Here is a 14539-nt window from a genome sequence, read left to right as displayed (position 1 = left end):
ATTGGCAAATAGGGGCGTAAAAGGCTATTATATCGGTTATTTTTATATTGCTAAGACAACACTATCCGCACATCAGGTTTGAGAATGACGGATATCAGGGAGATAAATTTTGAAAACTCATACAAAAGTGATTGCAACCTCTTTGTCTTTGATGACAACTTACGCTATGGCTGGCGTGGGTGGGTTGAACGTGCAATCTAATTTGGGCGAGCCATTTTCAGGCAGCATTCTTGTAACTGGTCGCGAAGCTGAGGCGTTGATTAAAAGCGGTTCAGTGAGTGTATCGGGCGGCGGTGTGCATGGTACTGTTGTGCCTCAAGGCGAAAATAAAGCTCTGATTCATTTGCGTTCTTCATCTCCTGTGAATGAGCCGATTTTAGATTTTTCTGTTAAAGCAGGTAATCAAACGCGTCAGTACACGGTGATGGTGAACCCATCTAACTATCGTCCAAAGCAAGCAAACAATAGCAACAGTCGTCGTATGCGCAAACAAGCTGCGTACAATGTGCCTGTTCAGCAACCTGCAGAAAATCAACAAGATTTTGCGGCTGTAGATGTTGAAGCATCTGATGAGGTAGTTGCTCAACGTGCGCGCCCAGCAGCGGCTTATCGTCGTGCAGAAACGGGTTATGCACCACGTTATTATCGTGTGCATAGCGGCGAAACATTGGCTTCTATCGCGGCGCGTTACCGTCCACATCGCATGAGCGTTCAACGTGCGATGCGTGCTTTGGTGGCTGCGAATCCACGTGCGTTCCGTAATGGTCGTATGTATCGCAATGTAACGTTGTATATTCCTTCTGCGTCTCAGTGGTATGCGTATTCAAATTCTTACAAAGTGCGTAGTTCTTATCCGCGTTCAGTAGCCCGTCCATCTATCAATAATGTGGTAGATGATGGCATGAACAATAATGCGGCACCAGCAGCTAATACTGCGCCAGTTGCTACACCATCAGCACCTCAAACGCAGCCTGTAACGCCTCCACCAGCTCCAGCTAAAGACGCTACACCTCCAACGCCACCAAAAGCTGAGGTGAAGCCAGAAGTAAAACCTGAGGCGGTGAAACCTGAAGAAAAACCTGCTGTAGCTGTAAAAGCATCTGAAGTGGCTTCTGCTCCAGCAGCTTCAACAACAGCCGTTGCTGCAGAGGAAAAAGTGGCATCAGCAACAGAACTGGTGCCTGCGACAACATCTCAACCTGAAGCAGCACAAGCGGCTTCAGTAGCAGCTGCGAGCAGTGCAAGTGCTGCTGTTGTGCCAGCTTCACAAGCTGCGTCTGCACCAAAACCTAAAAAACGCCCTCCAATGCCAGTGGAAGAGCCTGTTGAGGAAGAAGGTTTTGACTGGTTGGGTTTAGGTGTTCCTGCTGCGGCTGGTTTGGCTGCATTGGGCGGTGGTGCTTATTTCTTGAACCGTCGTCGCAAAGCCAATGCTGAAGATGCTGATGATGAAGAATTCGAAGATGATGACGTGGAATTTGATTCAGAAAACAGCGGCGACAGTAATGATGATTGGGAAGTAGACCAATTTGATACGGCTGATAATACAGCTCCTAAATGGGATACAGCGCCAGCAGCACCAGAAAATAGCTCATTCCAAACAGATGACAACGATTTCTTTGATTTGCCTGCTGCGGAAGAGTCAGCGCCAGCTAAACCTGCAAACAGCACGCCATCGTTTAACTTAGATGACTTTGAACCAAGCAATTTAGCTGATACACCTGTTGCTGCACCCGCAGCAGTAGAAGAAGATGATTTTGAGTGGGCAACTACAGAAACAGCACCTGCAAGTGATGCCTCTACTAACGACTGGTTGGCTGATGACACATTTAGCACAGAATCAGCGCCTGCTGAAACAACCAGCGCAGATGATGACGAATGGTTGCTAGACGATACATTAACCGTGAGCGAGCCAGCTGTTCAGGCTGCCGAATCTGCAGAAGCCAGTAATTTGTTTGACTTTGATTTGCCTGCTGAACCGGTATCTGCACCCACAACAAATACTAATCCAGTAGATGATTTTGACTTGGATATGGCAGAAAGCGCATTAGGTCTTTCTTCTGAACCAGCAACGCCTACGGCAGCAATCGACCCTAAACCAGCCAGCAAAAAATTCGATGAATTAATGAATTTTGATTTGGCAGGGACTGCCGCAACCGCAGCAACTACTGTAGCCGCAACAACAGCCGTAGCAGCGCAATCAAATGAAGATATTTTGTCATTTGATTTACCAAGCGAAGAGCCAAGTGCATCGATTGCAAGCGTTCAGTCAGAACCAGCAGAATTGTCATTAGATGATTTCAGCAGCTTGGATTTCTCAACTGATACTATTGCGACTCAGGCTACAGCAGTTTCAGAAGTGAATGAATTTGCAGATTTTAACTTGGATATGCCTAGTGAGCCTGCTGCGCCAGTAGCCAATGCAGAAGTATCTTTAGATGATTTCGGTTTAGATTTGCCAACAGAAGTTGCTGCACCAGTAGCAGATTTGGCAATGAATAACCTCGACTTGGATACGCCAGCCGCACCAGCAATCGATGCGCTGAACGATTTAAGTTTAGATATGCCAACAATTGAAGAGCCAGCAGTTGCGTTAGATGCGCCAGAGTTTGCATTAGATGATTTGTCATTTGACGCACCTATTCAAGAAGCTGCTCCAGCAGTGGAAGCTGGCTTGGCAGACTTTGACTTGGCAATGGATGCGCCAGCAGCACCAGCCACAGAACCAAGCATGGATTTTGCTTTAGACGACTTTGAAGCACCAGCGCAACCAGCTGCTGAACCAATGGAATTTGTAGATGATTTGTCAATCGATTTATCAGCATTTGAAACCACACAAGCACCGCAAGATGCAGGTTTTGTTTCAGAATCAGTAAGCTCTGAAGCACCGCACGAAGCAAAATTGGAATTGGCAAAAATGTACTTAGAAATTGATGATGCTGTTGCAGCGCGTGAAACTCTGCGTGAATTGCTTGTAGAAGCAGGTAGCGGCGAGTTCTATGACCAAGCAAAACAATTGTTAGATGAATTAGGTGGTTAATCCCCTTCATAAACAAAACACCTTTCAGGCAGCCTGAAAGGTGTTTTTATATCAATAATTAACAAGATTGATTGGGATACTGCCAAACTATAGTTGATTAAAATTGCAATGATACAGCGTTGCTAACGTCCTTATGTGTTATATGCACACGGCGGACGTTGTCGCCTTGTCTCATTTTTATTTTAATCAACTATAGCTCTACATAATCCACGCCCAAAATATTTTGTGGACTGGTTTCAATCAGCGATTCCCCATTTCTGCACACACCACGAAATCCAAATTCAGGTAAATGCTGTTTCAAAATGACTTCCAACCGTTTCAATTCAGCCCAACTGCCTTTCATTCTAAAATGAATAGTTATCGTTGTGCCATGAGTGCTAGATGATGCTTCCCACATCGTAAACGGCTGAATAATCGCTGGCAATTCTTCACGAATACGTGCAGCGCATAGCGCATTTTCTTGAATTGTTTGCGCTTGCTGATTGCTTGCAAATAAAGCAAAACACACAGCAAACCCAACCAAAACAATAAACGCCACACATTGCTGAAACATCGATTTCATTTTTCAGGCAGCCTGAAACGCCTGTTCTTGCAATTCAGTCAATTCAGCAATCCCCTTTTGCCCCAACGCAATCAACTGCTGCAACTCGTCCAACCCAAACGCTGCACCTTCCGCCGTGCCTTGAATTTCAATGATTTTCTCCGCATTCAGCATGACCAAATTCACATCACTATCGCAGCCTGAATCTTCAGGATAATCTAAATCCAACAACGGCACACCGCCCACCACGCCAACCGAAATCGCCGCCACGCTGCCAATCAAAGGCGTTGCAGACAAACGACCATCGTTCAACAATTTTTGCACCGCAATTTTCAACGCCACAAACGCTCCCGTAATACTCGCCGTGCGCGTGCCACCGTCTGCCTGGATTACATCGCAATCAATTAAAATTTGACGCTCTCCCAGTTTCGCCATGTCCACGCAAGCGCGCAAACTGCGCCCAATCAAACGCTGAATTTCTTGTGTGCGACCAGATTGTTTGCCAGCCGCCGCCTCGCGTTTCATGCGCGACTGCGTAGAAGCAGGCAGCATACCGTATTCCGCCGTTACCCAACCCTGATTTTTACCGCGCAAAAAAGGTGGCACATTTTCATCAATCGTCGCCGTGCAAATCACTTTCGTGTTGCCACATTCAATTAATACCGAACCGTCTGCGTGTGGCAAAAAATTTGGGGTAATTTTGATTTTGCGCGTTTCATTTGCCGCGCGAGAAGTGCGTTGGTAAGCCATAAAAATCCTTCAAAAAAAGTGAAATAATAGAGTGAATTATAGCATTTATCACTTTTTCAGGCTGCCTGAAATCTGTTAAGATAACACCGTTTTTTTGAAACTCACTTTAAAGGAAAAAAACATGACTGTACGCAGTATGACAGGCTTCGCCAACGCCTCAGGCGAGTGCGCGGGCAAACGAATTGACTTGGAAATTCGCTCCGTAAACCACCGCTTTTTAGACACACAATTCAAAATTCCTGATGACTTGCGTTCTTTGGAAGGTGCAATGCGCGAGCTGATTAGCAGCAAAGTATCGCGCGGTAAATTGGAATGTCGCATTCAGTTAAACAACTTGCCCAACAGCGCGGCAAGTTTGCACATCAATCACAATTTAGTCGCAGAACTGGCGGACTTAAACGCAAAATGGCGCAAAAAGCACGATGATTTAGCCAAATTGAGCGTGGCAGATATTTTGCGTTTCCCAGGTGTGATTGCTAGCGCAGATGTGGACGGCGATGAATTAGCAGACGCAGTAATGCGCTTGCTGGCACAGGCTTTAGACGATTTTGTGGCTTCGCGTGAACGTGAAGGCGAAAAATTGCACGCGCACATTGTGGAACGCTTGGATTTGATGGATTCAATTGTGTCGGCTTTGGAAGAACTGTTCCCAAGTTTGTTGAATGCGCACATGGAACGCAGCCGCCACCGTTTGGCTGAAGCCGTGAGCAATATTGATGACGACCGCTTGAAATTGGAATTTGCGCTATTTATGCAAAAAGCGGACGTGGACGAGGAATTTAGTCGCTTGCATGGGCATATCACGGAAGTGCGTCGCATTGTAGACGAACATAACGGCACGATTGGTAAGCGCTTGGATTTCTTGATGCAAGAGTTGAACCGCGAAGCGAACACATTGGGCAGCAAAGCGATTGCGACTGAATGCACACAAGTATCGGTTGAATTGAAAGTGCTGATTGAGCAAATGCGCGAGCAAGTACAAAATATTGAATAATGCAGAAAGAGCAGGATTCTTGCCTGCTCTTTTTTTTGAGTACAACACGGCAGCCTGAAAAACCAGTTTCGCGTATAATTTCACTTTTATCTGATTGATTTTTTTAACCATGAAATCTGACATTCGTCTTCAATATTTCCGCCCGATTCAAGACAAAATCGGTTACGCCTTCAAAAATATCAAACTGCTGCAACAAGCCCTCACGCACCGCAGCTATTCTGCGCAAAATAACGAACGCTTTGAATTTATCGGCGACAGTATTTTGGACTATGTTGTCGCCAAAATGCTGTATGACGCGTTCCCCAATTTGCCAGAAGGACGCTTGTCGCCCCTACGCGCTCAGTTGGTAAAAGAAGCCACATTAGCCGAAATCGCACGAGAATTAGGCTTGGGCAACGCGCTGTATTTGGGCATGGGCGAGCTGAAAAGCGGCGGCAATGACCGCGCATCTATTTTGGCGGACGCGATGGAAGCCCTGTTTGCAGCGATTAGTTTTGACGCGGATTTTCACACGGCGGAAAACGTGGTGCGCGGTTTGTTTGCCGACAAAGTGCGCCATTTGAACACCAACACGCAAGCGAAAGACGCGAAAACGCGTTTGCAAGAATGGCTGCAAGGCAAGCGGTTTGCGTTGCCGAAATATCGCATTGAAAAGCAAACGGGCGAAGGCAATGATGCGCGATTTGATGTGTCTTGCGATTTGGGCGAGTTGGGGCAAATTTTTTATGCTCAAGCGCACAGTCGCCGCGCGGCAGAACAGGAATGTGCACAACAGGCGTTGGCGTGGTTGGAAGAGAAATTTGCGAAGAAGAAATGATAGTTGATTGAAATTGCAATGATACGGCGTTGCCAACGCCTTTATGTGCCACGCGCACACGGCAGGCATTGTCGCCTTGTCTCATTTTTATTTCAATCAACTATCGTTTTCAGGCTGCGATGTAGGTCGGTGCATTTATGCCCGACTTTTTCAGGCTGCAAACGATAAAACTTCACAAACCTAAAGCATGGGTATGGCGGCGCAACGCCATGTTCAACGGTAAAATTTAGCGAAATGTATTTGCAGCCTGAAAATGGCAATGACTCTGTTTTCAGGCTGCAAATTATGGAGAAAAAAACAATGTCTAATGTGATGATTGGCGCAATGATTGGCGCGGTAATTGGTATGCTGTATTCATGGACAAGCAGCAACGAAGCGGCGAAAAAATACCCTGTTTTGCGTTTACCTGCGCCCAAAAATGCCGAGCAAGATTTCTTGTTTCAGGCGTGGTGCGATGCAAACCAGTTTAAGCGACAAGGCAACGGGCGTTACATCAAAGGACGCGGCTGGCTGACAAGTTCCACAGAATTGTGGTTTGAACAAGATGAAATGTGCATTCAGGAAACGGTGAATTTTCTCTGCACGAAAATTAAATTTGCACTCAATGCGCCGATGTTTTTGGGTAGACCTGTTCGCATGGCGAAAATTAAGCAGTTGAATAAATTGATTAAACATTGGGGTTTGCCGCCTGTGGTAATGGGGCAGATTGAACCTGTTTTAACGAATAAGAAGAAATTTAGACGTGTTACAAAACAATAATCTTTCAGACAGCCTGAAAACAAATGTGTATGTGAAATTAGTGGTTTATGCGGCGTTGATGTTGCTTGTGCCCATCTATTTTTGGGCGACTGGCAGCGTGTGGACGATGTCGGATATGGTGGGCAAAACGGCGGCAAATCAGGCATGGATTGGGCTGACTTATATGTCGTCCGTGCCTTATGGTGTGATAACGGCGGCGATTTTGACATTGTGTGCTATAGGATTGGCGCGTGGGCGCGTGGATTGGCGGGTGGTGGTGCTTTTGTGCGCGGTTTCGCAGGTGGGGACGCAGGCGATTAAGTCGGGGGTGAAACGGTTGGTGAAAGAGCCGCGCCCGTATGTGGTGGCGTTGCACAAGGCGAATGTGCCTGAGCAACTGGGCTACGCGCCTGATTCGTTTTATGCGCAAACGAAAGATACAAAGCGTGAGATGATTCGCGCAACGGCGTTTGATGACGACACGCGCACGGTGGCGGATTATCAGCAAGATGAACTGGGCTATTCGTTTCCGTCTGGGCATACGAGTTTTGCGGTGTCTTGGGTGTTGCTGTTTGCAGGTTTGCTGTGTGGTCAAATGGGTGTGGTGGCTTGGGGTTTTCAGGCTGCGTTAAGTGTGTGGGCGGCGGCGATGTTATTTAGCCGTGTGCGCTTGGGTATGCACTTTCCGATTGATTTGTTTGCGGCGACGTTGATTTGTTTGGCGTGGCATGGTTGGATTTTTGGGTGGGTGTTGCCGAAGTTGCAAAAGCGGTTTCAGGCTGCCTGAAAAATAAAATATTGAGAAATGTCGGATTCGAGAATCCGACCTACTATAGAAAGTAAAAAATGAACGTAGAAGAATTTTTAGCAAAAGAACAAGCCGCCGCGCAGAATTACCGTTGTGGCTTTATCGCGATTGTGGGTCGCCCAAACGTGGGTAAATCCACGCTGATGAATCATTTAATCGGACAAAAAATCAGCATTACCAGCAAAAAAGCGCAAACCACGCGCCATAAAGTTACAGGCATTTACACCGATGATACGGCGCAATTTGTATTTGTAGATACACCAGGGTTTCAAACAGACCACCGCAACGCGTTGAATGACCGATTGAATTTGAACGTAACCGAAGCGATGAGCGGCGTTGATGCGATTGCGTTTGTGTTGGAAGCGATGCGATTCACGGAAGCCGACCGCACGGTACTGAAACAGTTGCCAAAAAACACGCCTGTGATTTTGGTGGTGAACAAAATCGACAAGGATAAGGCGAAAGACAAAATTGCGCTGAATGCGTTTATTGATGAAGTGCGCGCGGAATTTGACTTTACGGCGGTGGAAGTGGTGAGTGCTAAACACGGCTTGCGGATTGCGAATTTATTGGAAACGCTGAAGCCATTTTTGCCTGAAAGCGTGCCGATGTATCCCGAAGACATGGTTACGGATAAATCCAGCCGTTTCTTGGCAATGGAAATTGTGCGCGAAAAATTGTTCCGCTATTTGGGCGAAGAATTGCCGTACGCGATGAATGTGGAAGTGGAGCAATTTAAAAAAGAAAATGGTATGTATCACATTTATGTTGCTGTTTTGGTGGACAAAGAAAATCAAAAACCGATTGTCATCGGCAAAGGCGGCGAGAAAATGAAGAAAATTTCTACCGAAGCGCGTTTGGATATGGAAAAACTGTTTGATTGCAAGGTGTTTTTAAAAGTTTGGGTGAAAGTGAAATCGGGTTGGGCGGACGATATTCGTTTCTTGAATGAATTGGGACTGTAAACCATTTTTCAGGCTGCATTAAAACGCATTGAATTATCATCAACGCCTGATATTGATGTGCTGTTTTATGGCTCATTGAATGAGCGTCGTGTGAATATTTTGAATCAGTTGCCGAAACAAGGTTTGCGTGTTGAAGTGCTGCAAGATGTCTTCGGCAAAGAGCGCGATAAATGGATTGCCCGTAGCAAAGTCGTTTTAAATATGCACTATTTTGATAGCCAGATTTTTGAAATTGTGCGTTGCTTTTATTTGATGACCAACGGCGTGGCAGTGGTTTCCGAAGTAAATCCCAACACCAGCATTCAGGCTGCGTATTTAAATGGTATTGTTGCTACGCCGTATGAACAGCTGGTGCAAACTTGTGTGAACTTGTGCACGCAGCCTGAAACACGGTTGGCACAACAAAAAGAAGCGTTGCAAACGATGCAAGCTCTACCACAAGCAAACATTATGCAGCAGCTTCTCAAAGCAGCCTGAAAACATAAGGAAAAAACGATGACTGTTTTAAACACCAACATTTGCATTTTAGAGCGTGCAAACGTCCCTATTTTTAACGATATGGCAAACTTGCTGCACCATGCGTTATTAGACAGCAACTGCCATTCACAAATTTCACAAATCAGAGATTACCTGCTGTATAGCTGCATGGTTCAAGGCGCAATCAATATCATCTTAACGCCACATTATTTATTACCCAGCAATTTAGCCCATTTGCAGCCTGAAACAACGATTATTATCAACAGCGAACCCCTATTAGCATTTGAAAAAAGCAACAGTCCCATGCATCTTTCTACCTTACCGAATGGGCGTGATTGGCGTGCCATGCAAGTCATACAAGGTATGTCAATGACACCGATTATTCAGCATCTGTTGCAAGATACTTTTCAGGCAGCCTGAAAGGAAGCTACATGCAACTTATATCGAAAATAGACAAAAGTCGCACCGCAATTAAAAACCATGTTAAACAATAAGGCAGCCTGAAAATGTATCGCAATATCCTCCCATTTTTGCACGACCAAATCCGTGCGCACATTCAATCTGGCGATTGTGTGATAGACGCAACGGCTGGCAACGGGCACGACACATTATTTTTAGCGCAATGCGTGGGCGAAACAGGGCGCGTGTTTGCGTTTGATATTCAGACAGCAGCCTTGCAGCAAACGGAACAGCGTCTGCAACAAAATGGTGTAGCACAACGCGTATCGTTGATTCATGCAGGTCATGAGCAGATGGCGGAGTTTGTAGCGGAAGAAGTGTCTGCGGTGATGTTTAATTTTGGCTATTTGCCTCGTGGTAATCACGAAATCACCACGCAGCCTGAAACGAGTTTGCAGGCCTTTCAGGCTGCATTAAAGTTGCTGAAAGTGCAGGGGATTGTAACGGCAGCTTTATATCACGGGCATGAAGCAGGTAAAGATGAAATGCGGGAAATTGTGTCTTTTGCTGCGCAGTTGCCGCAGGAAAAATTCCGCGTGCTGCGTTATGAATTTATCAATCAACGAAATTGTCCGCCTGTTGGGTTGGTAGCACAAAAGCTAGAAAATTAACGTTGTTTTTATGTCAAAGGTGAATTTGATTTTAGTCAAATACTTGTGATTATTTTTACTGTTTTTAACAAAAATATGGCAAATGAATTATAATTTTTCATCATTAAATTTGTGTGGTAAATTTTTGAAAGTGTAGGAGCTTATTATGGAAATGAAGTGTATTAAAACGGTGAAATATTCAGCTATTGTGTTAAGCATGCTAATGGCTGGTTCTGCATTTGCGGAGGAAATGGCCACTGAGTCGGTTTCCTCTGGCACAGAAACCCCTGCGAAATGGGAAGTTTATGGCAAAGCAGGCTTCCCTGGTGTGGGTTTGGGGGTTGGCTATGGCGTGAATGAAAAATTTACGTTGCGTGCCGATACGATGACGATTGGGCGTGTAAGCCGTGATTTCACTGAACGAGGCATTGCTTATTCTGCTGATGCGCGCAGCGATAAGTTTAATATTCAGGGCGACTTTTTCCCAATGAATAACAGCTTCCGTTTAACGGCTGGTTTGGGATTTGGTCGCACCAAAATTTCAGCAAGTGGTTATAGCGTTTCTGCGGCAGAACAAACGTTTAAAATTGGTGGTAAATCGTATTCAGTGAAATTGGACGGTAAAGACAATGTTCACGTGCAAATGCATTACCCAAAAGTTTCCCCTTATGTGGGCATTGGTTGGGGACACAATGTGGCGCAAAGAAAAGCAGGCACGTGGGGCTTTACGGCTGATTTGGGTATGTATGTGGGCAGACCTAAAACCAATGTAACGCTTAGCAGTACATTGAATGAAAAACTGGTTGAGGCGCAAGCGAAGTTGAATGGCTCTGGCATTAAAATCAGCGATGAAGACAAACAAAAAGCGCAAAATATGATTACGCAACGCGTAGATGATGAAACAAATAAACTGCGCGACCGTTTGCAAAAATACAAAGTGGTGCCTGTTGTAATGTTTGGTGTAACGTATAATTTCTAATGGCAGCCTGAAAAATAAAACCCTATCTCTTACTGAGATAGGGTTTTTCTTTTATTACTGTTTAGTCGCGCCAAATGAACCCAGCACAGGAACATCTATCATTTTATTAGTTTCTTCATTTTTCTCAGCAATTGTGCCTTTAAACACGCCGCCTAATTCTGCCGCTTTCGGACCAAAGAAATGACCTTGCATGCTTACTTTGTCTTTTGTGCCGCTAAATGTTGCGCCGTTGATTTTGCCCTCCAACGGCACATTGTGCAGCGTATTGCCAGCTTCTGTGGTGATTTGCGTATAGCCGGAAATTGTTTTGCTACCAAAATCCACATCAAAGTGCGATTTAGCCAGCGAAGGGTCTTTCATAATAAATGAGCCGCCACCTACGTTCATCACGGTTGAACCTTTATAAGTGGCTTTACCTGTTGGGGGAACAGCATTTTCACCTGTAGTAGGTGTTACTTCGCCGATGGCAAATGTGTACACTTTAGAATCACGTCTTTCATGTATTTCATGCAAACCAAATTTTGCGTATTTGAGTTGTTTGCCGCTGATGATGGTTTCTCTGTTTCCGTTGCGGATGGTGGTAAACGTGCCAGACACGATTCCTGGGTAGTTGATAACAATTTCATGTCCATCCACAACGATTTTGTCTAGATTTGGGTTGGTAATCGATTTAATCGTTGCTTTGCTGGTATCTGGTTCGTTGGAAACCGTAACACTACCTTTGTATTCTGAAGTTGGCGTGTAAGTGGGTTTACTGTTGTTGCTTGTGTTTTTGTTATTCGTCTGATTGTTAGGCGAAGTTTGGTTGGTAGACGAATTTTGATTATTCGTCTGGTTATTGGTTAAGCCTTGTTTGTTTAATGGTTGGCTATTACCTGTGTTTACGTTTGGTGTATGGTGACCACCACCGCCTCCGCCACATGCTGCTAAGCCAAATAAAGTCGTACACACAAGTACAATTGTTTTTTTATTCATTTTGTTTCTCCAAAAGGTTGTAGGGAATTAATATTATTTTGCCACAGTATAACGCTGTTGTAGAGTAATTCAGTTAATTTTACATAAATTATCAAAAAGTATTGATTTTATTTAGTTAAAGATGGGAATGGATATTTTTTTGACAAATGAATAAAAAAGCAGCCTGAAAATAGTTTCAGGCTGCTTTGTTTTTCAGGTTGCGTTGGTATTCATCAAACGCACCACTTTCAAGCATTGATGATGACTGAAATATTCCACTAAACCAATAAATTCGCCGTCAGTTGCATAAGCGCGAAGCGGCGTGTTGCTGGGTAAATCAGTTGCTGTAAATGGCGCGGCTTGCCCAAAGCGCAGTTTTTTGACGCTTTCGCCGTCCAGTTCCACGCGCGGCAAATGTTGCACCAATACATCGCACGGCAAAAGCCAGTTGTCGCGTTTATTTTCAGGCTGCGATTCGATGGCTTCTAGCGTGTGTGTTTGCGCGATGTTAAACCCTGCGGTGGACGTACGGCGCAAGCCTGTTAAATGGGCAAATGTGCCGATGTGCTTGGCTATGTCTTCGCTGAGTGTGCGAATGTATGTGCCTTTGCTGCAACGCACGTCTATCACTGCTTTTGGCGCGGAAAATTCTGTGATTTCAATGGAATAAATCGTGATATCGCGCGGTTTGCGTTCAATCACAATGCCTTTGCGTGCGTATTCATAAAGTGGTTTGCCTTCGTGTTTGAGCGCGGAAAACATGGGTGGCACTTGGCGAATATCGCCTGTGAGCGCGGTACAGGCAGCCTGAAACTCGGCTGCACTGATGTCGCTGCGGGCAGTGTCGATGACTTCGCCTTCTGAGTCGCCTGTGGTGGTGGCTTCGCCGAGTTTGATCGTGGCGGTGTAGGCTTTGTCTGCGTCCAAAAGATATTGGGCGAATTTGGTGGCTTCGCCAAAACACACGGGCAATAAGCCGCTGGCGAGTGGGTCGAGTACGCCTGTGTGTCCTGCTTTTTCGGCGCGGTAGAGACGGCGGGCTTTTTGCAGGGCGGTGTTGCTGCTTAAGCCGATGGGTTTGTCTAACAATAATACGCCGTTAATGGGGCGTTTTTGGGGTTTGGTTGGGGTCATTTGGGGCTTTCGTTGTTGCGTTTTCAGGCTGCGTTTGGGATTTGCAGCCTAAAAGTTTTATTGGATATTTTTCAGGCTGCGATTGTAATAGAAAACGCAGCCTGAAAGTTTATGATTTGTTTCGCTTGAAAAACTGGGCGATGAATGAAAAATCCATACCAAAAAATTTCATAATGCTGGGATATAAAATCAGAAAATGAATGGCTTGGTTAATCATGTCTATGGTGGGGAAATCTTCGGTTGATACTTTTGGCTTGATGAAAATTTCGGTGAACCAAGCGCCTTCAATGGCAATTAGCTCCTATACCATAAAGGAAATCGCCAGTAAATTGTGCGGTTTGGTGGTGTGTGAGCGCATTTTTTGAATAAGGGATTTGTTTATGGTGGTTCCTTTGTTGGACACGGTTAAGAAAACAGAATTAGCCCAACCGCAAACAAGCTATTCGCGCAAAAATGAATTTTGACGACTACGGCGAGTTCTTGCCCTGCTTGTGCTTCATTGTTTGCGTGGTTCAATCGGCAAATATGTCGCCAAACCAAAGGCAAACTGGCAAGCGATAACGCGCTTTGCCATGCGATAAAACCATACAGTGCGTAACACGCGAATGCGGTCAGCAAGAAGGTTTTTTGCAGTTTCAGGCTGCCTGAAAAACTGCAATAGTTGGCGAGTGTGCGTTTGCCTGCAATGAGGTCGCTTTGGCGGTCGCGGATATTGTTGATGTGCAGCACGGCAGCGGCGAGTAATCCGCTACCTGTGGCTGGGAGAAGCAGGCTGGGGTGGTAGCTGTGGGTTTGCAGATAATAGTTGCCGAGTGTGCCGAGCCAGCCGAATGTGAGAAATACGGCAACTTCGCCGAGTGCATAATAACCGTAGGCGTATCGCCCGATGGTGTAGGTGAGCGCGGCGATGAGGGCGGTTGCGCCGAGCAGTAGGAAAATGAACCAGTCGTGGGTGGTTTTCAGGCTGCTGCTTAATAGGGCGATGCCGCTGATTATGCTGGCGATAACGGCGATGATGAGATAGCGTTTGACGGCGTGTGCGTTCTGTGCGCTGGCAACGCTGTAGCGTTTTGGGGCGTGGGCGGCGCGGTGGGTGTCTGTGCCGCGTATGCCATCGCCGTAGTCGTTGGCGATGTTTGATGTGATTTGCAACAGTAGGACGGTGAGTAGGGATAGGGCGAATGTGTGCCAGTTAAAGTGGTTTTGCTGATAGGCTAATGCGTGTGCGCTGATGACGGTGGCGACGGCAAGCGGTAGGGTTCTGGGGCGTGTGAGGGCGAAAATGGGGAACAT

At 45.8% G+C, this 14539-nt stretch carries 17 protein-coding genes; 12 read left to right on the top strand and 5 right to left on the bottom strand.

Going from position 1 to position 14539, the window contains the following annotated elements; all coding sequences use genetic code 11:
• Positions 1–109 precede the first annotated feature (109 nt).
• Positions 110–3040 carry a FimV/HubP family polar landmark protein gene (locus tag QEO93_RS04495; RefSeq protein WP_032137730.1) on the top strand — a complete coding sequence of 977 codons (2931 nt, stop codon included), beginning with the start codon at positions 110–112 and terminating at the stop codon, positions 3038–3040.
• A 190-nt stretch (positions 3041–3230) separates the two neighbouring features.
• Here QEO93_RS04495 and QEO93_RS04490 read toward each other — a convergent pair whose 3' ends face one another.
• On the bottom strand, positions 3231–3602 hold the full coding sequence (locus QEO93_RS04490; protein ID WP_032137729.1) for a hypothetical protein: 372 nt from the start codon (positions 3600–3602) through the stop codon (positions 3231–3233).
• A gap of 3 nt (positions 3603–3605) precedes the next feature.
• Positions 3606–4331 (bottom strand): ribonuclease PH, encoded by a 726-nt coding sequence (gene rph, locus QEO93_RS04485; protein ID WP_032137728.1) that lies wholly within the window; start codon positions 4329–4331, stop codon positions 3606–3608.
• A 121-nt stretch (positions 4332–4452) separates the two neighbouring features.
• Between rph and QEO93_RS04480 the strand changes: the two genes are divergently transcribed.
• From QEO93_RS04480 to QEO93_RS04440, 9 genes are all read left to right on the top strand, one after another.
• Positions 4453–5325: a YicC/YloC family endoribonuclease gene (locus QEO93_RS04480; RefSeq protein ID WP_032137727.1), complete on the top strand. Its 873-nt coding sequence runs from the start codon at positions 4453–4455 to the stop codon at positions 5323–5325.
• A gap of 109 nt (positions 5326–5434) precedes the next feature.
• Positions 5435–6142, top strand: coding sequence for a ribonuclease III (rnc, locus tag QEO93_RS04475; RefSeq protein WP_085815729.1), 708 nt, complete (start codon positions 5435–5437; stop codon positions 6140–6142).
• Between the two features lie 285 nt (positions 6143–6427).
• Complete coding sequence (locus QEO93_RS04470) at positions 6428–6901, top strand: hypothetical protein (RefSeq protein ID WP_143445753.1); 474 nt, start codon at positions 6428–6430, stop codon at positions 6899–6901.
• Positions 6885–7667, top strand: coding sequence for a phosphatase PAP2 family protein (locus QEO93_RS04465; RefSeq protein WP_052368816.1), 783 nt, complete (start codon positions 6885–6887; stop codon positions 7665–7667). The genes QEO93_RS04470 and QEO93_RS04465 overlap by 17 nt, the downstream gene beginning before the upstream one ends.
• Positions 7668–7726: 59 nt before the next feature.
• Positions 7727–8653: a GTPase Era gene (gene era / locus QEO93_RS04460; RefSeq protein ID WP_032137726.1), complete on the top strand. Its 927-nt coding sequence runs from the start codon at positions 7727–7729 to the stop codon at positions 8651–8653.
• 57 nt (positions 8654–8710) lie between these two features.
• Positions 8711–9130: a hypothetical protein gene (locus QEO93_RS04455; RefSeq protein WP_052368814.1), complete on the top strand. Its 420-nt coding sequence runs from the start codon at positions 8711–8713 to the stop codon at positions 9128–9130.
• Positions 9131–9148: 18 nt separating this feature from the next.
• A complete protein-coding gene (locus QEO93_RS04450; RefSeq protein ID WP_032137725.1) occupies positions 9149–9550 on the top strand; it encodes a hypothetical protein in 402 nt (133 codons plus the stop codon).
• Positions 9551–9636: 86 nt separating this feature from the next.
• Positions 9637–10200: a tRNA 5-(aminomethyl)-2-thiouridylate-methyltransferase MnmM gene (gene mnmM, locus QEO93_RS04445; protein WP_085815595.1), complete on the top strand. Its 564-nt coding sequence runs from the start codon at positions 9637–9639 to the stop codon at positions 10198–10200.
• Positions 10201–10345: 145 nt separating this feature from the next.
• Entirely contained in the window at positions 10346–11158 is an 813-nt protein-coding gene (locus tag QEO93_RS04440) for a hypothetical protein (protein WP_245832176.1), read from the top strand.
• A gap of 54 nt (positions 11159–11212) precedes the next feature.
• Here QEO93_RS04440 and QEO93_RS04435 read toward each other — a convergent pair whose 3' ends face one another.
• Complete coding sequence (locus QEO93_RS04435) at positions 11213–12133, bottom strand: transferrin-binding protein-like solute binding protein (protein ID WP_032137723.1); 921 nt, start codon at positions 12131–12133, stop codon at positions 11213–11215.
• A gap of 192 nt (positions 12134–12325) precedes the next feature.
• Positions 12326–13246, bottom strand: a complete 921-nt coding sequence (gene truB / locus QEO93_RS04430; protein WP_032137722.1) for a tRNA pseudouridine(55) synthase TruB — start codon at positions 13244–13246, stop codon at positions 12326–12328.
• Here truB and QEO93_RS04425 point away from each other — a divergent pair.
• A complete protein-coding gene (locus tag QEO93_RS04425; RefSeq protein ID WP_257874913.1) occupies positions 13226–13351 on the top strand; it encodes a hypothetical protein in 126 nt (41 codons plus the stop codon). The two genes, truB and QEO93_RS04425, sit on opposite strands and share 21 nt — an antisense overlap.
• A 95-nt stretch (positions 13352–13446) precedes the next feature.
• Positions 13447–13611, top strand: coding sequence for a hypothetical protein (locus QEO93_RS04420; RefSeq protein ID WP_157686353.1), 165 nt, complete (start codon positions 13447–13449; stop codon positions 13609–13611).
• A 40-nt stretch (positions 13612–13651) separates the two neighbouring features.
• Here QEO93_RS04420 and menA read toward each other — a convergent pair whose 3' ends face one another.
• A complete protein-coding gene (gene menA / locus QEO93_RS04415) occupies positions 13652–14539 on the bottom strand; it encodes a 1,4-dihydroxy-2-naphthoate octaprenyltransferase (RefSeq protein WP_032137721.1) in 888 nt (295 codons plus the stop codon).

Origin of the sequence: Kingella negevensis (assembly GCF_030177895.1) — a bacterium.
GTDB classification, from domain to species: domain Bacteria; phylum Pseudomonadota; class Gammaproteobacteria; order Burkholderiales; family Neisseriaceae; genus Kingella_C; species Kingella_C negevensis.
Note: the sequence above shows the minus strand (reverse complement) of the source record. Positions and strands in the feature narration are given on the sequence as shown.

Bases quoted from the DNA above. Each gene is read 5' to 3' on its own strand.
- QEO93_RS04490 (WP_032137729.1), bottom strand. From the start codon at position 3,602: ATGAAATCGATGTTTCAGCAATGTGTGGCGTTTATTGTTTTGGTTGGG.
- rph (WP_032137728.1), bottom strand. From the start codon at position 4,331: ATGGCTTACCAACGCACTTCTCGCGCGGCAAATGAAACGCGCAAAATC.
- QEO93_RS04480 (WP_032137727.1), top strand. From the start codon at position 4,453: ATGACTGTACGCAGTATGACAGGCTTCGCCAACGCCTCAGGCGAGTGC.
- rnc (WP_085815729.1), top strand. From the start codon at position 5,435: ATGAAATCTGACATTCGTCTTCAATATTTCCGCCCGATTCAAGACAAA.
- QEO93_RS04470 (WP_143445753.1), top strand. From the start codon at position 6,428: ATGGAGAAAAAAACAATGTCTAATGTGATGATTGGCGCAATGATTGGC.
- era (WP_032137726.1), top strand. From the start codon at position 7,727: ATGAACGTAGAAGAATTTTTAGCAAAAGAACAAGCCGCCGCGCAGAAT.
- QEO93_RS04450 (WP_032137725.1), top strand. From the start codon at position 9,149: ATGACTGTTTTAAACACCAACATTTGCATTTTAGAGCGTGCAAACGTC.
- mnmM (WP_085815595.1), top strand. From the start codon at position 9,637: ATGTATCGCAATATCCTCCCATTTTTGCACGACCAAATCCGTGCGCAC.
- QEO93_RS04440 (WP_245832176.1), top strand. From the start codon at position 10,346: ATGGAAATGAAGTGTATTAAAACGGTGAAATATTCAGCTATTGTGTTA.
- QEO93_RS04435 (WP_032137723.1), bottom strand. From the start codon at position 12,133: ATGAATAAAAAAACAATTGTACTTGTGTGTACGACTTTATTTGGCTTA.
- truB (WP_032137722.1), bottom strand. From the start codon at position 13,246: ATGACCCCAACCAAACCCCAAAAACGCCCCATTAACGGCGTATTATTG.
- QEO93_RS04420 (WP_157686353.1), top strand. From the start codon at position 13,447: ATGGCTTGGTTAATCATGTCTATGGTGGGGAAATCTTCGGTTGATACT.
- menA (WP_032137721.1), bottom strand. From the start codon at position 14,539: ATGTTCCCCATTTTCGCCCTCACACGCCCCAGAACCCTACCGCTTGCC.